Origin of the sequence: Mesorhizobium sp. Ca11 (assembly GCF_020165275.1) — a bacterium.
Lineage (GTDB): Bacteria > Pseudomonadota > Alphaproteobacteria > Rhizobiales > Rhizobiaceae > Mesorhizobium.
Map to the genome: position 1 here is coordinate 266,448 of NZ_JAIUHU010000001.1, position 25,706 is coordinate 292,153.

Genomic DNA, 25,706 nt, shown 5'->3' on the forward strand with positions numbered 1-25,706 from the left:
CAAACGGTTCTTGTTCTATTCGAGGTAGCCGCTCGGATCGACCGGGGCCGAGTTCTTGCGCACTTCGAAGTGCAGCTTGGGCGAGTCGGTGGTGCCGCTCATGCCGGAGAGCGCGATTTCCTGACCGCGCTTGACCTTCTGGCCGCGCTGCACCTCGATCGAGCTTGCATGGCCATAAACGGTGACCAGGCCGTTCTCGTGCCGCACCAGCACGGTGTTGCCGAATTCCTTGAGGCCGTCGCCGGCATAGATGACGACGCCGTTCTCGGCTGCCTTGATCGGCGTTCCTTCCGGCACCGCTATGTCGACGCCGTCCTTGCCGGAACCGAAGCCGGAGATCACGCGGCCGCGCACCGGCCAGCGCATCTTGCCTATCCCGGTCGCGTCGGGCGCCACCGCATCGTCGTCCTCGGCCTGCTGGATGACCTTGGCGTCCTTCTTCGGCGGCGTATAGGAGGCGAGCGTCTCGGTGGTCTTGGCCGCCGGCGGCGTCGTTGCCGTCGTCACCGGATCGACCGCCGGCTTGGTGGCCGCGGGCTTTGCCGCGGCAACGGCGACCGTGCCGCCGGCCGGAACCTTGAGCGTCTGGCCGATCTTGAGCAGGCCGTCCTGCATGCCGTTGGCCTTCTTCAGCGCCACGACGCCGACGCCGGTCTTCCTGGCGATCGACGACAGCGAGTCGCCCTGCTGTACCGTGTAGGAGTCGCCGGCGCCGGCCGGCTTGGCCTCGGCCATCTGCGCCGCTGGCTTGGGGTCCTTCGAGCCGCTGGCCGCGACCGACGTATCGACCTCAGCGGCCGACTTGCCGTCTTTGATTTTCGGCTGCTGCGGCAGCACCGCGACCTTCTCCGGCGCGCCGGCAGGCTGCTTCGGCGTATTCACCGGCTTGCCCTCGGCGACCTTCGGCTCCTTGCTGGAATAGGCATAGGCGGGAATGACGATCTTCTGGCCGCTGCGGATGCCCTTCTTCGGATCGATCCCGTTGACCTTGGCGATGGCATCGGCAGGCACGTGATAGTGCTGCGCCAGGCCCGAAAGCGTCTCGCCGTCCCTGACCACGATTTCGGTCGCATGCGGGGCAGCACTGGCGTTGCGCACGGCGTCGGGCTCGGCCGTCTTGAACGGCTTGGCCGGCGCGACGGTGTTGGTAGTCGTCCTGTCGACATGCGGTGCGGGGGCAAGCGCGGGAGCCGGAGCAAGGGCGGGGGCTGACGCTGTGCGCATCGGCCTGGCTGGCGCGGCGGCAGGCTGCGAGGGCGGCGGCAGCTGCTGCGCCGTGACCGGCTCGAGGCTCGAGCGGCTCACCGACTGGGTGTGGGTGCCGTCGACCGGCGCCGGCGCGACCGTGTCGCCCGGATAGGGCTGGTCGACATTCTGCTTGTTGATGATGGCGCGCTGATTGTTGGTGGATGATGTGAAGACATCATCGACACCGTTGAAGCGCATCGACTGGGAACTGCACCCGGCCGCCGCGCCGGCAATCATCAGGACAGCGCAACCGCGCGCCAGATTACGTCTGTTTGCCTTCAAGTGATTGAATTGCATCGCACTAACCCGCACAGACCCGGTACAAACTGGTCACGATTAAAGCGCGTTAATGTTACTGGGCGGTTAACCCATTAGAATCCGACAAAAATTTTCTTAAAACATTGGCGGAAATTTTGGCGAGGGCTGTGAAGCCCTTAAATCACCATCGCGACGCTGCGCAGGATCGGCTGCAGCCTGACCATGCCGATGTCCTCGCGCTCGAAGCGGCTGCCGACCTTGGTGAGCTTGGCCAGCACCTGCTCGCCCTCCTCCGGGCCGATCGGCGCGATGACCACGCCGCCGCTCGACAGCTGGTCGAGCAGGAAGCGCGGCAGGCTGTCGAAGGCCGCCCAGGCGACGATGCGGTCGAACGGTCCTTCATTGGGCAGGCCGTTGGACCCGTCGGCCTGACGGGCGATGACGTTGCTGATCGCCAGCGCCTCGAAGCGTTGCTTTGCCTGCTCGGCCAGCGTCTTGTAGCGGTCGACGGTGATGACGCGCGCCGCAAGCCTCGACATGACAGCGGCCGTGTAGCCCGAACCGGTGCCGATCTCGAGCACGCGGTTGCCCGGCTCGATATGGAGCGCGGCGATCACCGCCGCCTGCAGATCGGCGCCCTCGATCGCCTCGCCGCATTCGATCGGCAGCATGCCGTCCGACCAGGCGACCGCATGGAACTGCGCCGGCAGGAAACCACGCCGCGGCGTCGCCTCGAAGGCGGCGACCAGCGCCTTGGGCGCCGCGCCCCTGCCCCGCAGCCTGAGCAGGAAAGCGGCAAAACCTTCGCGGTCGTCGATGCCCGTATTCATGCCAAAACCCTATTTTATGACAGCGCCTTGGTCAGTTGGTCGCGGAGCTCATGCGCGGTGAGGTCGAGCTGCAACGGCGTCACCGACACCAGCCGGTTGCGCAGCGCATGGAGATCCGTGCCCTTCTTGCCTTCGACCGGCTCGCGGCCGAAGCGCAGCCAGTAGTAAGGCAGGCCGCGCCCGTCGCGCCGCTCGTCGACCCAAAGGCTGTGCACCAGCTTGCCCTGCGCGGTGACGACGGTGCCCTCCACCTCGTTCGGCGCGCAGTTCGGGAAATTGACGTTGAGCAGCACGCCGTCCGGCAACGACGTCTCCACCAGCCGCTTGAGCAGTGCCGGCGCCAGCGCCTCGGTCGTCTCGTAAGGCACGACGCGATCCTCGCCGACATAGGAATAGGCCTGGCTCACCGCGATCGAGCGGACGCCGAGCAGCGCGCCTTCCATGGCGCCCGCAACGGTGCCCGAATAGGTGACGTCGTCGGCGATATTGGCGCCGGAATTGACGCCGGACAGGATCAGATCCGGCGGTCCAGGCAGGATTTTTTTCGTGCCCATGATGACGCAGTCGGTCGGCGTGCCGCGCACGGCATAGTGCTTCTCGCCGATCTTGCGCAGCCTGAGCGGTTCCGAGATCGACAGCGAATGCGCGTAACCGGACTGGTCCTGCTCCGGCGCAACCACCCAGACGTCGTCCGACAGCGTGCGGGCGATACGCTCGAGCGACGCCAGCCCCTCGGCATGGATGCCGTCGTCATTGGTCAGCAGGATGCGCATCAAGTCACTTCGCTTCGATCTTGGCGAGACCACCCATGTAAGGCCGCAGCACTTCAGGAATGGTTACGCTGCCATCCTCATTCTGGTAGTTTTCGATGACGGCGATAAGAGCCCGGCCGACTGCGGTGCCCGAGCCGTTCAACGTATGGACGAAGCGATTGCCCTTGCCGTCCTTGTCTTTGTAGCGGGCATCCATGCGCCTGGCCTGGAAATCGCCGCAGACCGAGCAGGACGAGATTTCGCGATAGGCGTTCTGCCCCGGCAGCCAGACCTCGATGTCGTAGGTCTTGCGCGCGCCGAAACCCATGTCGCCGGTGCAAAGCGTGACGGTGCGGAACGGCAGGCCGAGCCGCTTCAGCACCTCTTCGGCGCATTCAGTCATGCGCTCATGCTCGGCGAGCGAGCTTTCCTGGTCGGTGATCGAGACCAGCTCCACCTTGTAGAACTGGTGCTGGCGCAGCATGCCGCGCGTGTCGCGGCCGGCCGAGCCCGCTTCCGAGCGGAAGCACGGCGTCAGCGCCGTATAGCGCAGCGGCAGCTTCTCATGCGCGGTGATCTCTTCGCGCACGAGATTGGTGAGCGGCACTTCCGCCGTTGGAATGAGACCAAGCCGACTGTCGCCATGCGGCGTGAAGAACAGGTCGAGCTCGAATTTCGGCAGCTGATTGGTGCCGAACAATACCTCGTCGCGCACCATCAGCGGCGGGATGATCTCTTCATAACCGTGCTCTGTCGTGTGCAGGTCGATCATGAACTGGCCGAGCGCCCGCTCCATGCGCGCCAATTGGCTCTTCAGCACCGTGAACCGCGAGCCGGACAATTTCGCCGCCCGCTCAAAATCCATCATGCCCAGCGCTTCGCCTATCTCGAAATGCTCCTTCACCCAATTCGGACGCGTCGGCACCTCGCCGACGATGCGCTTGACGACATTATCGTGCTCGTCCTTGCCGACCGGCACGTCATCAAGCGGCACGTTGGGCAGAACCGCCAGCGCGTCGTCCAGCGCCTTGTCGAGTTCGCGCTCGCGCGCCTCGCCATTCTGGATGAACGCCTTGATCTCGCTGACCTCGCCCTTGAGCTTCTCGGCGAGCGCTGAATCGCCTGAACGCATGGCGTTGCCGATCTCCTTCGAGGCGGCGTTGCGGCGTTCCTGCTTGACCTGCAATTCGCTGAGATGCGAACGCCGCGCTTCGTCCTTGGCGACCAGGTCGTCGACCGTGGACTGCGCTTCATCCGCCGGCCACGAGCGCTTCACCAGCGCTTCGACAAGGGCCTTGGGGTTGTCGCGAATCCATTTGATATCAAGCATGGTCGATCCTCAAAGCAATGCATGTCGCCCAGAAGTATGTCGCGGTTCTGGGACAACGACATGCATCAAAACTAAGACTTAAAGCGATGCGCTTTAAGGATCGAGGGCGTAAACCGCATCCGTCATCGATGCAAGACGGCGGTCAGGACGACAGCCGCGATTTTCCCGGCTTGACGCCTTTCGCCTAGGCCGACGGCGCGTCCGGCGTGTTGCTGGCGGCAGAGCTCCCCGCCTCCGCCTGCTCGCGCGCCAGGCGGTCGCGCGCCTGGCTGCGCTCGATCATGCGCGAGGACCAGATGGCGACCTCATAGAGAATGATGGTCGGGATGGCGAGGCCGCACTGGCTCATCGGATCGGGCGGCGTCAGCACGGCGGCGACGACGAAGGAAAGGACGATCGCCCATTTGCGCTTCTCGGCCAGCGCCTGCGACGACAATATGCCGACGCGCGTCAAAAGGCTGGTCACCACCGGCAGCTGGAACACCAGGCCGAAGGAAAAGATCAGCGTCATGATCAGGCTGAGATATTCCGACACCTTCGGCAGCAGCGAGATCTGCACCTGGTCGTTGGTGCCGGTCTGCTGCATGGCCAGGAAAAACCACATGACCATCGGGGTGAAGAAGAAATAGACAAGCGAGGCGCCCATCAGGAACAAGATGGGCGATGCGATCAGGAACGGCAGGAAGGCGCTGCGCTCGTTCTTGTAGAGGCCGGGCGCGATGAACTTGTAGATCTGCGTGGCGATCAGCGGGAAGGCGATCACCATGCCGCCGAACATGGCGAGCTTCACCTGGGTGAAGAAGAACTCCTGCGGCGCGGTATAGATCAGCTCGACCTTATGCGGGTCGAGCCCTGCCCACTGCGTCGCCCATTTGAAGGGGACGACCAGAAGGTTGAACAGGCGCTTGGCGAAGAAGAAGCAGACAAGAAAGGCGACGAAGAAGCCGCCCAGCGACCAGATCAGGCGGCGGCGCAGCTCGATGAGATGCTCGATCAGCGGCGCTGACGATTTCTCGATTTCTTCCCGCTCCTTGTCCGAAACGCTCACTTGGTGCCGCCCGTCATCTTCTTGCCGTCGGTTGCCTTCTTCGCGACCAGCTTCTTCGCCGCGGCAGGCGTTGTCTCAGTCTTGGGCGCGACCTTCCTGGCGGGCGCGGCGGCTTCGGCCGGCGCTTTTGCTGCCGGTGCCCTAGTTGCCGCGACCGGTTTGGCCGCCGTGCTGGCGGTCCTTGCCTTGGCGGTCACCGCCTTTTTCGCCGGCCTGGCCGGCACGGCGGTGTCAGAAACCGGTGCGGTGACGGAGGCGTCGGTCATGGCCGGGAAGGCTGGAGCGGCAGAGCTAGCCTCGGGCCCACCGACGCCAGGCAGGTCCGTCGCACCGTTCTTGAGCGGCTCGGCGGCCTGCGGCGTTTCCGCTGCCGGCGCCGCCGGATCGGCGGCCGGCTTGGGCTTCATCATCGTATCGACGCCGGCGCGCACATCGGCCGCGGCCCGCTCGAACGGATTGAGCTGCTTGCGCACCTCGTTCATCGGATTGAGGCCGCGAAGACTATCGATCGAGCTCTTCACATCGTCGAGCTCGGCTTCCTTCAGCGCTTCGTTGAACTGCTTCTGAAAGTCGCCGGCCATGGCGCGCAATTTCGCCGCGGTGCGGCCGAAGGTGCGCAGCATGTTGGGCAAATCTTTCGGCCCGACGACCACGATCATGACGACCGCGATCACCAGCAGCTCGCTCCAACCGACTTCGAACATGACAATCTATTCCGACGGGTGCCTGCCGCCCAAAAATGCGAAGCGGTTTTGGGACAACGGCATGCTCAAAGCAACAACCAAGATCAGCTCTTGCTGACCTTTTCCTTGGCCGGCGAAACAGTCTCGTCAGCGCGATGCTCGACGGTACGCTTGTCGTCGGCGTCGTCGTCGGCCATGCCCTTCTTGAAGCTCTTGATGCCCTTGGCCATGTCGCCCATCAGTTCCGGAATCTTGCCGCGGCCGAACACCAGAAGCACGATGACCAGCACGATCATCCAGTGCCAAATCGAAAATGAACCCATAACAATCTCTCTCGAATGGTTTCCCTCGGCGATGATCTATGCGTTTTCGCTCAGGGATTCAAACACAACCGCTACGAAGTTGATAAAATGGCTAGCGGATGTCACGCACTTTCGGCGTGAGCGGCTTGCTACGAATCCGCGCAGCCTCTGCTAATAGACCATTCGCGGCGATTTGATGATCACTCGTCGGTGACGCGCGGCGTCAGCAGCCCGAGCTCCTCGAGGTCGATATCCGTCAGCGCATCCTCGTCTTCGGCGAGCGCGTCCGGGTCGGCCGGCGGCACCGGCATCGAGAAATTCGCCGGCATGCGCGTCGAGAGCAGGCCAGCGCCCTTCAGCTCTTCCATGCCGGGCAGATCGCGGATCTCCTCCAGCGCGAAATGATCGAGGAAAGCGTCGGTGGTGCCGTAGGTCACCGGCCGTCCGGGCGTGCGGCGGCGGCCGCGCATCCTGACCCACTCCGTTTCCAGCAGCGTGTCGAGCGTGCCCTTCGACGTTTCGACGCCCCTGATGTCCTCGATCTCGGCGCGCGTCACCGGCTGGTGATAGGCAATGATCGCCAGCACTTCGAGCGCCGCGCGCGAGAGCTTCCTTTGCTGCACGGAGTCCCGGCTCATCAGGAAAGCCAGGTCGCCGGCGGTGCGGAAGGCCCAGGCATCGCCGACCGGTACCAAGTTGACGCCGCGCTTGGCATAGATTTCCTGCAAATCCGCCATTGCGGCGGCAATGTTGACGCCTTCCGGCAGGCGCGCGGCAAGCTGCTTTTCGCTGACCGGCTCGGCACTGGCGAAAATGATCGCCTCGGCCATGCGCACGGCTTCCGACAATTGCAGCCGCTCGGCGGGGTTTTCGATGGAACCCTGCTCGGCCATCTCGTCTTCCGGTTCGTCCTCGACCTTGAACGGGATGACCGAAGCGTTGGCGCGTTCGCTCATGATACCACCTCGACTGCCCTTACCCCTTGCGCGCGGCCGCGCAGATAGATCGGCGCGAACACCTGATCCTGCCGAACTTCCAATTTGCCCTCGCGCACCATCTCGAGCGTCGCCGCGAAAGAACTGGCCATCGCCGTGCGCTTCTCCTCCGGCGCCGCCAGATATTCGATCAGGAAGCTGTCGAGCGTCGTCCAGTCGCCGACCGAGCCGATCAGCCGCGCCAGCACCTCGCGCGCATCCTTGAGCGACCACACGGCGCGCCGGGCGATCGTCACATTGTTGATCGCCTGCCGCTGGCGCTGCTGCGCATAGGCGGTGAGCAGATCGTAGAGCGAAGCCGAAAAGCTGTTGCGCTTCTCGACAATGACCATTTCCGGCATGCCGCGCGCAAAGACGTCGCGCCCAAGACGGTTGCGGTTCACCAGCCGCGCCGAGGCGTCGCGCATGGCTTCAAGGCGCTTCAGCCGGAATTGCAGCACCGCCGCCAGTTCCTCGCCGCTTTCGCCCTCCTCGCCCGGCTGTTTCGGGATCAAGAGCTTCGACTTCAGGAAGGCCAGCCACGCCGCCATCACCAGATAGTCGGCGGCAAGCTCTAACCTAAGCGCCCGCACTTTTTCGACGAAGGCCAGATATTGCTCCGCGAGCGCCAGGATAGAAATGCGCGCCAGATCGACCTTTTGGTTGCGGGCAAGATGCAAAAGAAGATCGAGCGGGCCTTCGAAACCCGCCACGTCGACGACCAGCGACGGGTCGCCAGTCAGGCGGGAATCGTCGTTCTCGGCCCACAGGCGGTCCATCGGTGCGGCCTTCGCGGCCTTGCCTTCCAATGTCTCCGCCACTTGCCTTTCGTCCCTTCGGTTCAGGCCACCGCTTCGAAATAGGTGGCGAATTCTGCGCGTATGGCCGTCTCGTCGGCGACGTCGCGATCCTTTATATAGGTCAGCGCCCGCTCGGCGCGCTGCAAAGACTTGCCTGACAGCGCCGTCGTGCGCGACGCGATCCCCGACATCTCCTCGAAAACGCCGTTGCAGTGAAGGACGAGATCGCAGCCGGCCGCAAGGATCGAGGCCGCCTTTGTCGGGAAATCCCCAGAAAGTGCCTTCATCGACGTGTCGTCGCTCATCAGCAGCCCGTCGAAGCCGATCTCGCGGCGGATCACCTGATCGACGACCTTGGCGGACGTCGTCGCCGGATTGTCGGGGTCGACTGCGCTGTAGACGACATGCGCCGTCATCGCCATCGGCAGCTCGTTCAACGCCTTGAACGGGGCAAAATCATGCCGTCTGAGTTCATCGAGCGGCGTATCGACGGTCGGCAGCGCGAAATGCGTGTCGGCAAAGGCGCGGCCGTGGCCGGGAATATGCTTCATCACCGGCAGTACGCCGCCCGACATCAGCCCCTCGGCCGAGGCCCGGCCAAGCTCGATCGCAGCATTGGGCTCCTTGCCATAGGCGCGCGCGCCGATGACGTCGCTGGCGCCTTCGACGGGCACATCGAGAACCGGCAGGCAGTCGGCGGTGATGCCGAGGCGCGAGAGATCGAAGGCATGCAGCCGCGCCATCAGCCAGGCGGCGCGGCGGCCTGCCTCGCGATCATCGCCCCACAATGCGCCAAGCGCGCCCCCGGCCGGGTAGTTCGGCGCCAGCGGCGGACGCAGGCGCTGCACCCGGCCGCCTTCCTGGTCGATGAAGACCGGAGCCTCCGGGCGACCGACGCAGTCGCGCATCGAGGCGACGAGGTCGCGGATCTGCCCGGCCTCGCCGATGTTGCGCGCAAACAGGATGAAGCCCCAGGGACGTTCGTCCCGATAGAAGCGGATTTCGTCTTCGGTGAGGGATCTCCCGGCGCAGCCGAGGATCATGGATTTTGATTCGCTCATGCACGGAAGCTTAAGGCTTTGAGCGAGCAAAGGGAATCACCCCTGCCCTCGCACCAGCCAAAGCCCGCAATCGTCCACAACCAAAAGCCGGCGCGGCCTTTCGGCGGCGCCGGCTTTGATAGGCTTGATTTAATCAGCGCGATACGAAGCAGTTGCCGCCGGCCGCCTTGTAGCTGGTGCAAAGGCTGATCGCATCGTTCCGCGACTGGGCCGCAACGCGGACGCGGTAGAAGGTGCCCTTGCCCGCGACCTCGGCCTTGACGATGTTGGCCGTGCGTCCGGACAGCACGCCGCCATAGCGGCGCTGCAGGTCCTGATAGGTCGACTGCGCGCTTTCGACCGTCGGCTGCGAGGCGATCTGCATCGACCACGAGCCGCCGCCGGCGGCCGCCGCCGGATCGATCGAAGCGACCTGGTCCGGCTTGACCTCGCCGACGATATCGACCGGCTGGTCGGACGGACGCGCCGGCGCCACCGGCGCCACTGCCGGCGTGTTGGCCGACTGCGCCTTGGCTTCAGTCTTCTTCGCGGGTTTCACCGGCTTGACGGCCGGCGCATCGGCCTGGTCCGTAACGGCCTGGCCCGCGTCGGAAGCCACGGTCCCCGTCTGCTGGCCGTCGGAGGCCGGCGCGACATGTTGCGGCGCCGGATCGCTCGGTTCGGCCGCGGCGACCTTCGGCGCAGCGGCTGGAGCAGGGTCCTCGCGCGGCACCAGCGAGCCGTCGGGTTTCACCATCATCGTCTTCACCTTGCGCGGCGCGACGGCGACGACATCGTTGTTGGCGGTGTTCTCGGCATCCTGCTGCAGCACCTGTGCGATGCGGTCTTCCGACTTCGGCGCCGGTGCCGCCGGCTGCGCGCTTGCCGGCGCGGTAGGCTGCGCACTTGCCGGCGCGGCAGGTTGCGCGCTTGCGGGCACAGCCGCTTGCTCGACGCCGGGCAATGCTGTGCCTGGATCGCTGGCGGCGTCAGTGCCGGCCGCGGCGCCGTTATCTTTGGGCGAAAGGTCGACCACCCGGCTCTGCGGCGGTTCCTTCGATGCCAGGTCCACGGGCTGCTCGGTGGTGTTCACCAGCTTCTGCTGCACCGGCTCGGCCGGCTTGGCCGCGCCGCCGCCCTTGGCAACCGCATCGTAAACCTTGTTGTCCTGGTTCGGCACCACCGTGCCGCCGGGATTTTCCGGCTTCACCTTGATCGGCGAATTGTCGGCCTTGACGATCACCGGGGCCGCGCTGCCGCCTTTGCCGCCGAAAGAGAAGGCCAGCGCGCCAAGGCCGCCGAAAACCACCACTGCGCCGACGAGCGCCGCGATCATCACGCCGCGCCTGCGCGGCTGCGCCGCCTCGCGCTCGGCAAGCCCGGGGATCGCCATCGCTTCTTCGAGCTCGGGATCATAGTCGAGCTCATCGGCGGCGAATTCGTCCGCCTGCGAAACCGGCCGGCTGCCGGGCAAATCATCGGCATCGTAATCATTCGCGACGGCAAGCGCAGCCGGGGTCACCGGAGCCGCCGGAGCCTCGACACGCAAGTCGCGACGATCATAGCCATTGAAGCCGGCATTATAGGATTCGTCGTCATAGCCGCGGCTCTGTGTCGGCGCCGACGCGATCTCCGTCGCGTTCATGTCGGTGAGCAGGCTGGCGAATTCCGCATCGAGGTCGTCATATGCGGATGCCGCCGGCTGGTCCTCTTCGAAGCTGAGCTCCGGAATGTCGAGGTCGTCCGCGAGCGCGACCACGCGCTCCGGCACGTCGACCGTCTCGACGTCGGGCATGTCATCATGCTCGTGGGGGTGTTGTGGAGGCACAGGCGCCTGCGCCGGCTTGGCGTAGGCGGAATAATCCGTAGCCGGTTCGCTGCGGTAGGCCGGCGCCGCCACCTGCATTGGCGCTGAAGGCGCGGCCATCTGCACCGCCGTCGAGGCTGCCGGCTGCGCAAACGAAGCCTGCACCGGCGGAGCGGCGGTCGGGGTCGACCGACTCCACGACCTTGCCGGCTCGGCGTTCGTCGAATGCAGCCAATCGGACGAATTTGCCTTCGCCCGGGCGGCCTCCTGCTCGGCTTCGATACTCCGGGCGAAAGCGGCGCCGAATTCGTCGTCATCAAAATCGACCGCGGGCTCTGCCTTGGCCGAGGTTGCGAAATCCTGGTGATCGAGCTCGCTGGCGAGCAGGTCGTCCAGGTCGCTTTCAACCGGCCGACCGCCCTGGCCGCTCTGCGACGGCTGCTGCTCGTCGAGATTCCAGTCGAGATCGTCGGTCTCGGCCTTCTCGCTTTCGTGGCTCGCAGGTTGCGCAACCAGCCGTGGCGTGGGAGCAGGCTCCCTGACAGCCGGCATCGGCCGCGCGGTCATGGCGCCAAGCAGCGCATTGAGCTCGTCTTCCAGGCTGCGCTCGCTGGCGGCCGGCTTCACGGGCTCAACGGCGGCGCTCGGCGGAACCGGAGCGGCGACGACGGGAGCCGCCTCGGCGACGGTCGGCTGCAACGCCGCAACGGGCTCGACGGCCGGAGCTTGCGGCTCCTCGTTCAACGCATCGCGAAAGCTCAACTCGAAATCGTCATCGAGGGTCAGCGCGGCGGCAGGTTCGGGCGCGGCGAGCTCCGGCTCGGCGGCGGCCGTCTCGGCCGGCGCCTCGACAGTCGGCGCAGACTCATCGTCAAGCGACAGCTCAGGCTCTTGAAGATCCTGACCCTGGCCGAGATCCATATCCTGGCCGAGATTGATATCGACATCGGTCATCGCCTGATCGAAATGACCGGCAAAATCATCCTCGGAAATCAGCGGGGCGGCTGCGTGAGCTTCGACCGGCTCGGCGGCCTGCGCATGCTGCTCCGGCTCGTGGCTCTCAAACGACAGCTCGTCTTCGAGCGACACCTGGACCGCGTTGTCGAAATCGGCGTCGAACGCCGCCTCGCTTGCGGCCTGCATGGCCTCGACGGCGTCCTGACGCGCGTCAGCCGGCTCTTGATCATCGAGGTTGGCGAGCTCTTGATCGTCGAGGTTGGCAGGCTCGTGATGGTCGAGCTGGAAATCCTGGTCCAGCGACGCCGCCATTTCCCGGTCGATCGCAAGATCATCTTCGACCGGCGAGACATCGAGCGAACTGGCGACGGCCCTGTCGAAATCATCGTCGAAAGCGACTTCCGGCTCGGAAGCTTCTTCTGGCACCGGCGTGAAATGCGCCTCAGATGCAAAATGCGCCTCTGGCGCGACTTCCGGTTCGGGCGCCGCCTGCGGCTGCGGCGCAAAATCCGGCTCCGGCGCACGGGCCACAGCGAAGTCGGCATAATCCGCCGCGTCGTCGAATACGAAATCCTGCTCGAAGGAAGCGGTAAGCTCGTCGTCATTCGCGGCGGCGCTGGCAGCCTCGAAGGCCGGCTCTTTGCTGATCTGATGCAGTGCAGCCTGCTGAGCGACCGGCGCGCTTTCCTCGACGGAGTCGAACTCGCCCATCAACTCCTTCTCGAGGTCGATGTCGAAATCGTCAGCCTCCACGGCCTGATTGGCCTTCTCGGCCGCGGGGGCCGGCTGCCGCACCGGCTGGCGCGGATCGAAACCCATGATCCGGGTCAGTTCAGCGAACGGATCATCGTCGGCGATGTCGTTGTGGTCGGCTACTTTCAGCGGGGTTCTGTCTGCCATTATTGTTCCCGAACTCGCACACAGTCGGACGCCATGGACGTCGCGCAGGGTTGGCCCTTACCAGCGCAATGTGGGCAAAAGGTGACAGGTTTTTTAGTTAAACCTAACGCATTTCGATGGGCGCGTCTGCCCCGATAAGCGTCAAGCCGGAAGTCAAAACATCCGAAACAGCCTGCACCAGCCCTAGTCTGGCATAAGTTGATTCTCGGTCGTTAACCTTAACAAAACGTAAGTCCTGGTTGTCGTTGCCGCGATTCCACTGTGCATGGAAGCCGGAAGCCAGATCGTAGAGGTAGAATGCCAGCCGGTGCGGCTCCAGCGAAAGCGCCGCGGATTCGATCAGCCGCGGATATTCGGCCAGCTTCCGGATCAGCGCGATCTCGCCCTCGTCGGCCAGCGCAGCCACCGAGGCCGCGAGCCGGTTGCGATCGAAGTTCGCCTCGCCGAGCTGCTCGCTCGCCTGCCTGAAAACGGAATGGCAGCGCGCCGACGCATACTGCACGTAGAACACCGGATTGTCCTTCGACTGCTCGGTGACCTTGGCGAAGTCGAAATCGAGCGGCGCGTCGTTCTTGCGGTAAAGCATCATGAAGCGGATCGGGTCGCGGCCGACCTCTTCCACGACCTCGCGCAGCGTGATGAAATCGCCGGACCGTTTCGACATGCGGACCGGCTCGCCGTCGCGGAACAGTTTTACGAGCTGGCAAAGCAGCACGGTGAGCTTGACGGCATCGCCGGCAACCGCGCGCGCCAGCGCTTCGAGCCGCTTGACGTAGCCGCCATGGTCGGCGCCGAGCACATAGATCAGGTCGACGAAGCCGCGGTCGACCTTGTCCTTCAGGTACGCGACGTCGGCGGCGAAATAGGTGAACGAGCCGTCCGACTTGACCAGCGCCCGGTCCATGTCGTCGCCGACCGCGGTCGAGCGGAACAGCGTCTGCTCGCGGTCTTCCCAGTCGTCCGGCTTCTCGCCCTTGGGCGGCGGCAGCTTGCCTTTGTAGATGTGACCCTTCAGCGTCAGGTCGGCGATCGCCGCCCGGATCTTCTTGGCGTTCTCGGCATGCAGCGTGCGCTCGGAGAAGAACACGTCGTGATGCACGTTGAGCAGCGCCAGATCCTCACGGATCATCGCCATCATCGCGTCGACGGTGCGGTCCTTGACGATCGCCAGCGCTTCCTCTTCCGGCATTTGCAACAGGCCGCGGCCGAATTCCTCGGCCAGCGCCTGGCCGACGGGGACCAGATAGTCGCCCGGATAAAGACCGGGCGGGATCTCGCCGATATCGTCGCCGAGCGCCTCGCGATAGCGCAGCAACGCCGAGCGGCCGAGCACGTCGATTTGCGAGCCGGCGTCATTGATGACGTATTCCTTGGTCACGTCGTAGCCGGCGAAGGCCATCAGATTGGCCAAAGCATCGCCGACCACGGCGCCGCGGCAGTGGCCGACATGCATGGGACCGGTCGGGTTGGCCGAGACATATTCGACATTGGCCTTGCGGCCGCCGCCGATGGTCGAGCGGCCATAATTGCGCCCCTCGCCGAGCAACGCCGCCAGGTGCGTGTGCCAGAATGCGTCCTTCAGCCTGAGATTGACGAAGCCCGGCCCGGCGATCTCGGCCGAGGCAATATCAGCGTCGCCCCGCAGCGCTTCGGCGAGTTTCTCGGCAAGCGCGCGTGGATTCTGTCCGGTGGGTTTGGCCAGCACCATCGCCGCATTGGTCGCGAGGTCGCCATGGCTGGCGTCACGCGGCGGCTCGACCGCGACACGCGACAGGTCGGGCGCGGCCCCATCCTTGTCTTTTAGGTCAAGGGCTTCGACGGCTTTTATGATCCGCGCGTTGAAATCGGCGAAGATATTCATCGGAAGTGCTCTGGGCTTTAAGAGGCGACCGGCTCGATGGCCGGCAAAATCGAGGCTCGCCCTAGCTCAAATCGGGCGTATGGTCAAACAGACGCCGATGTTCCTTGAGCGCGTAGGTGTCGGTCATGCCGGCCAGGAAGTCGGCGACGCTGCGCGCCTTGATGCGGTCCTCGGCCCGGTCGAGCCCTTCGCGCCAGCCGTCGGGCATAGCGCGCGGATCGGCGAAATAGACGTCGAACAGCTCGCGCACGATCTGTTCGGCATCGGCCCGCACCCGCATAACCTCCGCATGCCGGTAGAGATGCTTGTAGAGAAAGGCCTTCAATTCCTTTTCGGCCGCCGCCATGCTGGCCGAGAAGGTCACCAGGGTCTCGCCGGCCGCTCGCACCGCATCGGCGCTGTCCGGCTTGAGCCGCTCGATATTGGCGATGGTCGATGCGATGACATCCTCGACCATCAGCGTGATCTGCCGGCGCATCAGCTCGTGGCCGGTGCGAACATCGTCGAGCTGAGGATATTTGGCACGCACGCTGTTCAGGATCGAGCCGGGCAGACCGACCTCTCCAAGCATATCCAGCGTCAGCAGGCCGGCGCGCAAGCCGTCGTCGATGTCATGGGCGTTGTAGGCAATGTCGTCGGCGATCGCCGCACACTGCGCCTCGATGCCGGCGAAGCGGTCGAGCTCGAGGTCGTGCAGCTCCGAATAGTCGCGGATCGCCTGCGGCACCGGGCCCTTGAGCCCCTTCCCGCTCGCGTCGGTCAGCGGGCCATTGTGCTTGACCAGCCCTTCCAGCGTTTCCCAGGTGAGGTTCAGCCCGTCGAATTCGGCATAGCGCCGCTCGAGCCGCGTCACGATACGCAGCGACTGGGCATTGTGATCGAAGCCGCCCCAGGCGGCCATCTTCTCGTTGAGCGCGTCCTCGCCCGTATGGCCGAAGGGCGTGTGGCCGAAATCATGCACCAGCGCCACGGCTTCGGCGAGATCCTCGTCGCCGCGCAATGCCCGCGCCAGCGCGCGGGCGATCTGCGCCACCTCGATCGAATGCGTCAGCCGCGTGCGGTAGTGATCGCCCTCATGCGCGACGAACACCTGCGTCTTGTGCTTCAGCCGGCGAAAGGCGGTGGAATGGATGATGCGGTCGCGGTCGCGCTGGAACGGCGTGCGGGTCGGGCTTTCCGGCTCGTCGAACAGACGGCCGCGCGAGCGCGCCGGATCGCTCGCATAGGCCGCGCGCGGCCGGTCGCCGAACCCGATGTCGCCGAGAGCATCCTTGCCCTGCCGCTCGTCCATTGATCCACCAGTTGACTTGGCCCCGCCCGCTTCATACCTATCATGTGAAACCGAAAGCAAGGTGACGCCGATGGGCGCGGATGCCAAGACTGCCATGAAGGTCGAGATGACCGATGCCGCGGCGAAGCGGATCGCCAGGATTGTTTCCGGCGAACCGGGCAAGACGGCGCTGCGCGTTTCCGTCGAAGGCGGCGGCTGCTCCGGCTTTTCCTACAAATTCGACTTGGTAGGCGACCGCAACGATGACGATGTCGCCATCGAGAAGGACGGCGCAACCATCCTGATCGATGACCTGTCGCTGGTCTATATGGGCGGCTCGGTGATCGACTTTGTCGACGATCTGATGGGCCAGTCTTTCCAGATCAGGAACCCGAACGCGGTCGCCTCCTGCGGCTGCGGCACGAGCTTTTCCATATAGTCCGATGCCTGCCATCGGCGCGGTCCGTCAGGTCGCGCTCTCGGCTGGCCGCGATCTCGATGCGACGCTTGCTTTCTGGTGCGACGTGCTTGGTCTGAACGTGCACGCCCGCTACGACCCGCCCGGTATTGCCTTCATTATGGCCGGTGACGTGCGCCTCCTCTTCACCGACGGCGTTCCGGCCGGCACCGTCTATTTCGACATCGCCGGCCTCGAAACCTTTCACGCCGAGGCGAAAGCCGCGGGCATACCCTTCACCGCGCCGCCGACGCTCGTCCACCGCGACACCGAGGGGCGGTTCGGCCCGGCGGGGGAAAGCGAATGGATGGCCTTTCTAAAGGACCCCGCAGGCAATACGATCGGCCTCGTCGAACGCCTGCCGCCCGAAGAGCATTGAGGTCCTCATGAAGATCGTCACCTGGAACATCAACGGCGTTCGCGCCCGCATCGGCAACCTCACCCACTGGCTGACCGAAAGCGCGCCGGACATCGTGTGCCTGCAGGAGATCAAGACTGTCGACGACCAGTTCCCGCGCGCCGAGATCGAGGCGCTGGGCTACAATGTCGAGACCAACGGCCAGAAGAGTTTTAACGGCGTCGCTCTTCTGTCGAAGCTTCCCTTCGACGAGGTCAATCGCGGCCTGCCGGGCGATGATGCGGATGATCATGCCCGCTTTATCGAAGGCGTTTTTTCCACCAGCCAGGGCGCCTTGCGCGTCGCTTCGCTCTATCTGCCGAACGGCAATCCGGTCGACGATGAACGGAAGTTTTCCTACAAGCTCGCCTGGATGGCGCGGCTGGAGCGTTGGGCGCAGGAGCGGCTGCGGCTCGAGGAAGCGCTGGTGCTGGCCGGCGATTACAACGTCATTCCCGAACCCGCCGATGCCCGGTTTCCCGAAAACTGGCTGGGTGACGCGCTGTTCCAGCCACAGACGAGGCAGGCCTTTCGCCGGCTGAAGAATCTCGGCTTCACCGAAGCGGTGCGCGCCGTGACCGACTCGGCCGGCGTCTACACCTTCTGGGATTATCAGGCCGGCGCCTGGCAGAAGAACAACGGTATCCGCATTGACCACCTGCTGCTCTCGCCCGAAGCCGCCAACCGCTTCTCGTCGGCCTCGGTGGAAAAGCACGTCCGCGCCTGGGAAAAGCCGTCCGACCACGTGCCGGTCGCCATCGACCTCAGCCTGCAGCCCGCCTGAGACGTTGCCAGGCTCCCGGACCCAGTATCGCCACAAATCCCGTCTTTGATGCGGCTTGCTGTGGGGGTTGAATGGCGATCCGATTTCTTTTCTGGCCAGCTGGCCTTGCCTTGGCGCTTGCCGCGCCGGCGCCGTTGCTGGCGGCGCCAACCTGTCTTGCCAACGGCAAATCCTTCAACGTCGGCGAGACGGCGTGCCTGACGCTGGCCGGCGAGAGCTATCTCGCCCGCTGCGACATGGTTCTCAACAACACGTCCTGGACCAGGATCAAGGACGAATGTCCGGGCGAAGCGCCAAAGCCGCACCCGACATCGCTTTCCACCCCGACGCCCGGCCAGACGCCGACGGAGCCGACCGAGAACTGAGGCGCTGCTGATCTCCCCACCATCCAAGGTTACGCTACGCACACATCTTCTGTGACTGGCGCGACTGATCAGGCCGACGCTTGATTGCCAGGTGGTTCCCCCAATCCGTCGCTGCTTCGCAGCGCCACCTTTCCCCCCTCCGGAGGGAAAGGAAGGGAGCCTTGCTGGACGAGCGTTACGGCAAAAGGCTTGGCGCCTTTCCTCTACCCCGTCGATCGGGGGAGAGGTGGCTCGGCGAAGCCGAGACGGAGTGGGGGTCGACCAGCGCTACATAAGACAACACATGCGCCAAGCTGCCATGCACCCTATCGCCAAACCGGCGCTTACTGGTCGCCGTTGTTGCCCTTGGTCAGGATATCGTCGGCGAGCGAGATCGCGGTCCGGCGATCGGCCTCGCCGGCCGCGGCGAAAGCCTCTTCCTGCATGTTGCGAATCCAGGGCTGGTCGGCCGCCGGAGCCCGCGCCAGCGCCGCCGTCATCATCGCCAGGCCGCGCACGACCTTGCCGCTCTGGAACAGTAGATTGCCGAGCGTCGCCTGCGCGCCGGCATGGCCCTTCTCGGCCGCGAGCTGCAGCCAGCGGCCTGCCTGCTTGACGCTGGCCTTCACGCCGCCCTCGCCCTTGAGGAACATCTGGCCGATCTCGAACTGGGCGTTCGGATTGCGGTAGTTGGCGGCGGCGCGCATGTAATATTCCTGCGCCGCGACGTCGTTTTCCTCGACCGGGGTGCCGGGAATGCCCTTGCGAAGATAGTCGCCGAGCGCCACCAGCGCGTCCGACACATAGCTCTCTTCCGGCGAACCGGGCTCGACATCCTGATCGACGATTTCCGAGAAGAACTTGAAAGCGGCGTAATCGTCGCGCGTCACGCCGTCGCCTTCGGCATACATGCGCGCAAGCTTCCAGGTGGCACCGATCTGGCCGTTCTCGGCGGCGTATTTATAGGCTTCGACCGCCTGATCCTTATGGCCGCTCTTGTAGGCGGAGAACCCGAACTGGAACACCGCCCAGGGGCTCGACTGCGGCTTCACGCCGGTCTTGTCGTCGAACACCTTGTCGTCGAAGGCCATGGCCTGCCCGACGGCGCCCAAGGTCGCCAGAGCGACCAGTGCCGAAAAGACAGACGACCTCAACACCTCAGATGTCCGCATAGCAGTGCGTTTCTTTGGCGGCGCCCGGATGGGTCACCGCGCCGTCGCGGGCCGACCCTACGGCCTGCGCATATTTCCAGATCGCGCCGGACTGATAGTCGGTCTCGCGCGCCTTCCAATTCTTTGCCCGGGTCGCCAGTTCGGCGTCCGACAAGGCCACCTCGATCGTGCCTTTCACGGCGTCGATCGAGATCACGTCGCCGTCCTGGATCAGCCCGATCGGCCCGCCGACCGCCGCTTCCGGCCCGACATGGCCGATGCAGAAGCCGCGCGTGGCGCCGGAGAAGCGCCCGTCGGTGATCAGCGCCACCTTGCCGCCCATGCCCTGGCCGTAGAGCGCCGCCGTCGTCGACAGCATCTCGCGCATGCCCGGACCGCCGCGCGGTCCCTCGTAGCGAATGACGAGAACCTCGCCTTCCCGGTAGTTGCGCTGCGTGACCGCCTCGAAGCACTCTTCTTCCGAATCGAAGCAGCGCGCCGGACCGGAGAATTTCAGTTCCGACATGCCCGCGACCTTCACGATCGCGCCTTCGGGGGCAAGGTTGCCCTTCAAGCCCACAACGCCGCCTGTCTTGGTGATTGGCCGATTGGCGGGACGCACAACATCCTGGCTTTCATTCCAGGAAACGTGCTCCATATTTTCGGCCAAAGTGCGGCCAGTGACCGTCAAGCAGTCGCCATGCAGATAGCCGTGGTCGAGCAGCGTCTTCATCAGAAGCGGAATGCCGCCGGCCTCGAACATATCCTTGGCGACATATTTGCCGCCCGGCTTGAGGTCGGCGATATAGGGCGTCTTCTCGAAGATCGCCGCCACGTCGAACAGGTCGAACTTGATGCCGGCCTCGTGCGCGATCGCCGGCAGGTGCAGCGCCGCGTTGGTCGAGCCGCCGGTGGCCGACACCACGGTCGCCGCGTTCTCCAGCGCCTTGCGCGTGACGATGTCGCGCGGCCGGATGTTCCTGGCGATCAGTTCCATGACCTTTTCGCCCGAGGCGAAATTGAAGCGGTCGCGCATCTCGTATGGCGCCGGCGCGCCGCAGGAATAGGGCAGCGCAAGGCCGATCGCTTCGGCGACGGTCGCCATGGTGTTGGCGGTGAACTGGGCGCCGCAGGAACCGGCGGAAGGACAGGCCGCCTGCTCGATCTCGAGCAATTCGGCGTCGCTGATCGATCCGACCGAATGCTGGCCGACCGCCTCGAACACGTCCTGCACGGTGATCTGCCGGCCGCGATAGCTGCCGGGCAGGATCGAGCCGCCATAGATGAAGATCGACGGCACGTTGAGGCGCACCATCGCCATCATCATGCCGGGCAGCGACTTGTCGCAGCCGGCGAGCCCGACCAGCGCATCGTAGCAATGGCCGCGCATGGTGAGCTCGACCGAATCAGCGATGACCTCGCGCGACACCAGCGACGACTTCATGCCCTGGTGACCCATGGCGATGCCGTCGGTGACGGTGATGGTGCAGAACTCGCGCGGCGTGCCGTTGGCGGCCGCAACGCCCTTCTTGACCACCTGCGCCTGGCGCATCAGCGAGATGTTGCAGGGGGCAGCCTCGTTCCAGCAACTGGCGACGCCGACCAAAGGCTGCGCGATCTCGGCCGCCGACAGCCCCATGGCATAGAGATACGAACGATGCGGCGCCCGCGCCGGACCTTCGGTCACGTAGCGGCTGGGCAGCTTGGCCTTGGAGATTGCCTTGGCGTCCATCATCGTCCTTGCCGCACACCCCGCGGCCGGTCCCATCGCCGGGCCAACCTGGCACGCATCCCGGGACATATCTCGGGTGCTCCGGGTTTATGGCGGGAAATGGGCAGTTCCCTCGGCAAGTCTTTTAGCGCGGGGGTTGTTCATAAACTGTTGCCAAAACGTCACAATCGTATCGGGCGCCGGATGCGCGGCGAATCTGCAACAGCGAGTTGAGGACTGAGAATTACGATCGCCGTCATCAACGGAAAGGGCCGGGCAATGCCGGCCCTTTTCCGTTCAAATTTAGGCAGTTACCACTTGACCTTGAAGGATCCTGAAATGGCCGACACGAGGTCGTTGCCAAAGTCGGCGGTATAGTCCGTGCCGTAGGTAACGCCGTCAGAACCAACGACCGAGTGGATATGCCCGCTGGTTAGCACGCCCAAGGCACCGCCTAGACGGACTTCCACATTCTGTGTCGGCGTATAAGCCACGCCAGCGCTGAGCGTCCAGGTATCTGTCTGAGCGCTGAGACCGGTGGTCGTGCCGCGATCCCAAGTGATCCCTGCAGCCCCACTCCACTGATCGTTGAACTTGTGGCCGATGCCTGCGGCAACCGTCCAGCCATCACGGTAGAGCAAGTCGAGAGATGTAAGCCGCGTAAGACTGGTCGTCGTGCAAACTGCCACGCCCGTCGGGCAGAAAGGAATGCTCTGCAGCACGCTCCAATCCACCCATTTGATGGACCCAAAGGCCAACCAGCCGGGAGCTATGCCGGACTGCAGCTTGAGCTCCACTGACTGCGGGACCTCCGAGGAACCGCTGACATCGGTGACCCTGCCCAAAAAAGGGTTTGACGGATTGATGAACCCTGGAACCTGGGTCAGATCAAGCGTTCCGCTTAGATCATCGAGCTTGACAGCCGAATTATAAACCAGGCTGGCACGCAGCGCGATGTCCGGAATCTCATAAGCTACGCCCGCGCGCCATCCCCATCCGTCTCCCTCAAGATCAAGACGTCCGATGCCCGTACCGAATATTGCCGGAATGGGAGCAACCAGCTGTTCCTTGAAGCCCGAAACATCCTCGTGGAACACGCCGCCAATGAAGCGAAACTGGCCCTTGCCGAGGTCCATTTTGTACGAGCAGGTCGCACCAAAGGCTTCGCTCTCTACCTGCGTATTGACGTTCCCTTGTGCACCCGCCCAGTTGGCGCCCGGATTGCTGGATGCACCGATCGGTTGGGAGTAGTCCCCCAAGCAATCGATCGGACCCATGCCAACCTTGATACCCACGCTCGGCACCCAATAGCTTTCAGTGTCGCGGGCTGTGGTCGATCTACCCAGTGCATTGAGATTGCCGTCAGAAGGATCCGCATCCCTCACATTCTTGAGGTCGCGTTGCGGCATCACATAGGTGCCGGTGACCTCGCCCGTGACCTGTGCCGGATCGAAAAGCAGATCGATGTCGTACCAGCCACGCTCCAGGCCGCCGGCATGCGCCGGGACGACTGCGGCGCCGGCCAAAGCGATCGAAAAGCACCCTGCCCCCAGCAGCGCTTTGACTCGCAAAATGTTCATGGAAATCCCTCCCCAAATACAAGTGGCTCAAGCTAGAACCAATTCGGGTTAACGACGCAACAACGATTTCAGGAGCTGTACATGTACATCTTGACAGCACCTATTTTGCCATGGTCATCGACGCCGCAATCGGCGCCTAAGTCGCGCGAACCGGCGTCAAAGGATCGAAAAAATCCGGGGAAACTGCCAAAAAACGGGGCAAAAACAGCCGGTTTTGGGGCTGACGGCCCTCATTGTTACATTATGGCAACAATGGGGCGCAAACTTTCCGTTTACGTCAAAATTAACGCAGCGGCAGCCGCATTTTCGAGGCAGCTAACGTACCGGAAAGCGCCTTCGGAGCGGCGGCGAATCTTGCCGTTCAGCCGGCGTCGCGGACCCTGGTCAAAGCCACCGAAAGCTTCTCCTGCGCCTCGCGATATTCGGCGAGTTTCTCGCGCTCGGCCTCAACCACTTCTTCAGGTGCGTTGGCGACGAACTTTTCATTCGACAGCTTCTTGTGCAGGCGGGCGATCTCCTCGGTGACCTTGGCCAGTTCCTTCCGCAGCCGCGCGGCCTCGGCCTGGAGATCGATCAGGCTGCCGAGCGGCAGGCTTACCGTCGCCTCGTTGATCACGATCTGCGCCGAACCTTGCGGCGGCGCATCGGCAAGCGCGATATCGCCGACACGCGCCAGCCGCTTGATCGCCTGCGCGTGGCGCTCCAGCCGCTCCTGCGTCAGCGTGTTGGCGCCGATCACCGTGAGCGGCGCGATTGCCGCCGGCGGCACATTCATCTCCGAGCGCACCGAGCGGACGCCCGAGACGAGATCGACCAGCCAGTTGATGTCGGCGGCGGCCTCCTCATCCTCGAAATCGGGCGACGGCCATGCGGCGTGGCAAAGCAGCGACGAGCGCTCCTTGCCCTCGCCCGCGGTCTGCGCCCAAAGCTCCTCGGTCATGAACGGCATCATCGGATGCAGGAGCTTGTAGATTTCGTCCAGCACGAAGGCGACGCAGGCCCGGCTCTCGGCCTTGGCAGCCTCGTCCGTGCCCATGAAAACCGGCTTCAATAGTTCCAGGTACCAGTCGCAGAACAGGTTCCAGACGAAACGGTAGGCAGCACCCGCCGCTTCGTTGAAACGATAGCTGGTGATGCCTTCGGTGACCGCGCGCGCCGCCCGCGTCAGCTCGGTCAGGATCCAGCGATTGACCGGCAGCTTGGCGTCGTTCAGCCAGAACTCGTCGTTGCGCGCGACGTCGTTCATCTCGGCGAAGCGCGTCGCGTTCCACAGCTTGGTGCCGAAATTGCGGTAGCCGGCGATGCGCGCCGGATCGAGCTTCACGTCGCGGCCTTGCGCCGCCATGACCGTCAGCGTGAAGCGCAGCGCATCGGCGCCATATTCGTCGATCAGGTCGAGCGGATCGATGACGTTGCCTTTCGACTTCGACATCTTCTGCCCGTTCTTGTCGCGCACCAGCGCGTGCACATAGACGGTGTGGAACGGCTCCTCGTCCATGAAGTGCAGGCCCATCATCATCATGCGGGCGACCCAGAAGAAGATGATGTCGAAGCCGGTCACCAGCACGTCGGTCTGGTAATAGGTCTTGAGCTCCGGCGTCTGGTCGGGCCAGCCGAGCGTCGAGAACGGCCACAGCGCCGACGAGAACCAGGTGTCGAGCACGTCCTCGTCGCGGGTCAGGATCTCGCCGGGCTGGAAGTTCTCGAGCTTATCCTCGACCCAGGCCTTCCACGGCCCTTCCAGCGCCAGGTAATATTCGATTGCCGCAGCGAGCGCCTCTTCCTCGGTCTTCTCGACGAAGACGTGCCCGTCCGGTCCGTACCAGGCCGGAATCTGGTGACCCCACCAGAGCTGGCGCGAGATGCACCAGGGCTGGATGTTCTCCATCCAGTCGAAATAGGTCTTTTCCCAATTCTTCGGCACGAAGTTGGTACGGCCCTCGCGCACCGAAGCGATCGCCGGCTTGGCGAGCTCGGCGGCGTTCACGTACCACTGGTCGGTCAGGAACGGCTCGATCGGCACGCCGCCGCGGTCGCCATGCGGCACGGTGTGCCGGTGCGGCTCGATCTTGTCGAGGAAGCCGCCGGCCTCCATCAGCTCGACGATCTTCTTGCGGGCAGTGAAGCGGTCGAGCCCATCCAGCTCGTCCCATACCGCCTGGCGCTCCGGCGTGACCTCTAGGCCGGCCAGGAAGTCCTCATTGTCCTTCAGCTTGATGGCCGCTTCGACCGTCAGGATGTTGATCGCCGGCAGCTTGTGGCGCTTGCCGACCTCGAAGTCGTTGAAGTCATGCGCCGGCGTGATCTTGACCGCGCCGGAGCCTTTTTCCGGATCGGAATACTCGTCGGCGACGATCGGTATCTTGCGGCCGACGATCGGCAGCACGACGTTGCGGCCGACCAGACCGGTGAAGCGCTCGTCATCGGGATGCACCGCCACGGCCGTATCGCCGAGCATCGTCTCGGGACGCGTCGTGGCGACCGTGATGAAGGTCTTCGGGTTCTCGGGGTCGAACGCCTCGCCGTCGATCGGATAGCGGAAGTGCCAGAGGTTGCCGTTCACCTCGTGCTGCTCGACCTCGAGGTCGGAAATGGCGGTGAGCAGCTTCGGATCCCAGTTCACAAGGCGCTTGTCCTTGTAGATAAGGCCTTCCTTGTAGAGGGTGACGAAGACTTCGAGCACGGCCTTGGACAGGCCTTCGTCCATGGTGAAGCGTTCTCTGCTCCAGTCGGCCGAAGCGCCGAGCCGCTTCAGCTGGTTGAAGATCGCGCCGCCGGATTCGGCCTTCCACTCCCAGACCTTCTCGATGAACTCTTCGCGCGTCAGATCGCGGCGGTGGATCTGCTTTTCCATGAGCTGACGCTCGACCACCATCTGCGTGGCGATGCCGGCGTGATCCATGCCGGGCTGCCAGAGCACGTTCTTGCCGCGCATGCGCTCGAAGCGCACCAGAATGTCCTGCAGCGTGTTGTTGAGCGCATGGCCCATATGCAGCGAGCCGGTGACGTTCGGCGGCGGGATGACGATGGTGAAGGCTTCGGCCCCTTCCTCCGCGCCGGCGCCGGCCCGGAAGGCGTCTGCCTCTTCCCAGATTTTGGCGATCTTCGGCTCGACGGCTTTGGCGTCGTAGGTCTTATCAAGCATGGAGGAGGTCCGAACTGTCGGGAACAAGCGTCCGGTGTAAATCGGAAGGTCTTGGCCGAGTCAACCGCGAGCGCAGC

The 25,706-nt window shown here is 64.2% G+C and carries 21 protein-coding genes; 4 read left to right on the top strand and 17 right to left on the bottom strand.

Annotated elements, in window-relative coordinates; genetic code table 11:
• Positions 1-15 precede the first annotated feature (15 nt).
• The 13 genes from LB538_RS01350 to LB538_RS01410 all read right to left on the bottom strand — a co-directional run bounded on the left by LB538_RS01350 (position 16) and on the right by LB538_RS01410 (position 16,081).
• Positions 16-1,545: a peptidoglycan DD-metalloendopeptidase family protein gene (locus tag LB538_RS01350; protein ID WP_224525254.1), complete on the bottom strand. Its 1,530-nt coding sequence runs from the start codon at positions 1,543-1,545 to the stop codon at positions 16-18.
• Positions 1,546-1,682: 137 nt separating this feature from the next.
• Entirely contained in the window at positions 1,683-2,336 is a 654-nt protein-coding gene (locus LB538_RS01355) for a protein-L-isoaspartate(D-aspartate) O-methyltransferase (protein ID WP_224525251.1), read from the bottom strand.
• A gap of 14 nt (positions 2,337-2,350) precedes the next feature.
• On the bottom strand, positions 2,351-3,109 hold the full coding sequence (surE, locus tag LB538_RS01360; RefSeq protein ID WP_224525249.1) for a 5'/3'-nucleotidase SurE: 759 nt from the start codon (positions 3,107-3,109) through the stop codon (positions 2,351-2,353).
• A gap of 4 nt (positions 3,110-3,113) precedes the next feature.
• Complete coding sequence (gene serS / locus LB538_RS01365; RefSeq protein WP_224525246.1) at positions 3,114-4,418, bottom strand: serine--tRNA ligase; 1,305 nt, start codon at positions 4,416-4,418, stop codon at positions 3,114-3,116.
• Positions 4,419-4,602: 184 nt separating this feature from the next.
• Positions 4,603-5,466 carry a twin-arginine translocase subunit TatC gene (gene tatC / locus LB538_RS01370; RefSeq protein ID WP_224525243.1) on the bottom strand — a complete coding sequence of 288 codons (864 nt, stop codon included), beginning with the start codon at positions 5,464-5,466 and terminating at the stop codon, positions 4,603-4,605.
• Positions 5,463-6,170, bottom strand: coding sequence for a Sec-independent protein translocase protein TatB (gene tatB / locus LB538_RS01375; RefSeq protein ID WP_224525240.1), 708 nt, complete (start codon positions 6,168-6,170; stop codon positions 5,463-5,465). Before tatB ends, tatC begins: the two co-directional genes overlap by 4 nt.
• Before the next feature lie 83 nt (positions 6,171-6,253).
• The gene (locus LB538_RS01380) at positions 6,254-6,472 is read right to left on the bottom strand and encodes a twin-arginine translocase TatA/TatE family subunit (protein WP_027167260.1); all 219 of its coding nucleotides are present in this window, start codon (positions 6,470-6,472) and stop codon (positions 6,254-6,256) included.
• Between the two features lie 179 nt (positions 6,473-6,651).
• Positions 6,652-7,407 (bottom strand): SMC-Scp complex subunit ScpB, encoded by a 756-nt coding sequence (gene scpB, locus LB538_RS01385; RefSeq protein WP_224525235.1) that lies wholly within the window; start codon positions 7,405-7,407, stop codon positions 6,652-6,654.
• A complete protein-coding gene (locus LB538_RS01390; RefSeq protein ID WP_095765568.1) occupies positions 7,404-8,204 on the bottom strand; it encodes a segregation and condensation protein A in 801 nt (266 codons plus the stop codon). The genes scpB and LB538_RS01390 overlap by 4 nt, the downstream gene beginning before the upstream one ends.
• A 62-nt stretch (positions 8,205-8,266) precedes the next feature.
• Positions 8,267-9,286 carry a beta-N-acetylhexosaminidase gene (nagZ, locus tag LB538_RS01395; protein ID WP_224525232.1) on the bottom strand — a complete coding sequence of 340 codons (1,020 nt, stop codon included), beginning with the start codon at positions 9,284-9,286 and terminating at the stop codon, positions 8,267-8,269.
• A 133-nt stretch (positions 9,287-9,419) separates the two neighbouring features.
• Positions 9,420-12,929, bottom strand: coding sequence for an SPOR domain-containing protein (locus LB538_RS01400; protein WP_224525230.1), 3,510 nt, complete (start codon positions 12,927-12,929; stop codon positions 9,420-9,422).
• Positions 12,930-13,032: 103 nt separating this feature from the next.
• Positions 13,033-14,790: an arginine--tRNA ligase gene (argS, locus tag LB538_RS01405; protein ID WP_224525228.1), complete on the bottom strand. Its 1,758-nt coding sequence runs from the start codon at positions 14,788-14,790 to the stop codon at positions 13,033-13,035.
• Between the two features lie 61 nt (positions 14,791-14,851).
• Positions 14,852-16,081 carry a deoxyguanosinetriphosphate triphosphohydrolase gene (locus tag LB538_RS01410; RefSeq protein ID WP_224525226.1) on the bottom strand — a complete coding sequence of 410 codons (1,230 nt, stop codon included), beginning with the start codon at positions 16,079-16,081 and terminating at the stop codon, positions 14,852-14,854.
• Between the two features lie 70 nt (positions 16,082-16,151).
• Here LB538_RS01410 and erpA point away from each other — a divergent pair, with 70 nt between their 5' ends.
• The 4 genes from erpA (at position 16,152) to LB538_RS01430 (ending at position 18,063) form a co-directional block, all read left to right on the top strand.
• Entirely contained in the window at positions 16,152-16,499 is a 348-nt protein-coding gene (gene erpA / locus LB538_RS01415) for an iron-sulfur cluster insertion protein ErpA (protein ID WP_042644753.1), read from the top strand.
• Between the two features lie 4 nt (positions 16,500-16,503).
• A complete protein-coding gene (locus LB538_RS01420) occupies positions 16,504-16,896 on the top strand; it encodes a VOC family protein (protein WP_224525222.1) in 393 nt (130 codons plus the stop codon).
• Between the two features lie 7 nt (positions 16,897-16,903).
• On the top strand, positions 16,904-17,698 hold the full coding sequence (xth, locus tag LB538_RS01425; protein ID WP_224525218.1) for an exodeoxyribonuclease III: 795 nt from the start codon (positions 16,904-16,906) through the stop codon (positions 17,696-17,698).
• Between the two features lie 71 nt (positions 17,699-17,769).
• Complete coding sequence (locus tag LB538_RS01430; RefSeq protein ID WP_095765009.1) at positions 17,770-18,063, top strand: hypothetical protein; 294 nt, start codon at positions 17,770-17,772, stop codon at positions 18,061-18,063.
• Positions 18,064-18,386: 323 nt separating this feature from the next.
• On the opposite strand, the gene LB538_RS01435 is transcribed toward LB538_RS01430, so the two are convergent.
• From LB538_RS01435 to LB538_RS01450, 4 genes are all read right to left on the bottom strand, one after another.
• Positions 18,387-19,214 (bottom strand): tetratricopeptide repeat protein, encoded by an 828-nt coding sequence (locus LB538_RS01435; RefSeq protein WP_095765008.1) that lies wholly within the window; start codon positions 19,212-19,214, stop codon positions 18,387-18,389.
• Entirely contained in the window at positions 19,201-20,925 is a 1,725-nt protein-coding gene (ilvD, locus tag LB538_RS01440) for a dihydroxy-acid dehydratase (protein ID WP_224522616.1), read from the bottom strand. The genes LB538_RS01435 and ilvD overlap by 14 nt, the downstream gene beginning before the upstream one ends.
• A 290-nt stretch (positions 20,926-21,215) precedes the next feature.
• Complete coding sequence (locus LB538_RS01445; RefSeq protein WP_224522617.1) at positions 21,216-22,484, bottom strand: OmpP1/FadL family transporter; 1,269 nt, start codon at positions 22,482-22,484, stop codon at positions 21,216-21,218.
• A gap of 361 nt (positions 22,485-22,845) precedes the next feature.
• Positions 22,846-25,629 carry a valine--tRNA ligase gene (locus LB538_RS01450; RefSeq protein WP_224522618.1) on the bottom strand — a complete coding sequence of 928 codons (2,784 nt, stop codon included), beginning with the start codon at positions 25,627-25,629 and terminating at the stop codon, positions 22,846-22,848.
• Positions 25,630-25,706: the final 77 nt, after the last annotated feature.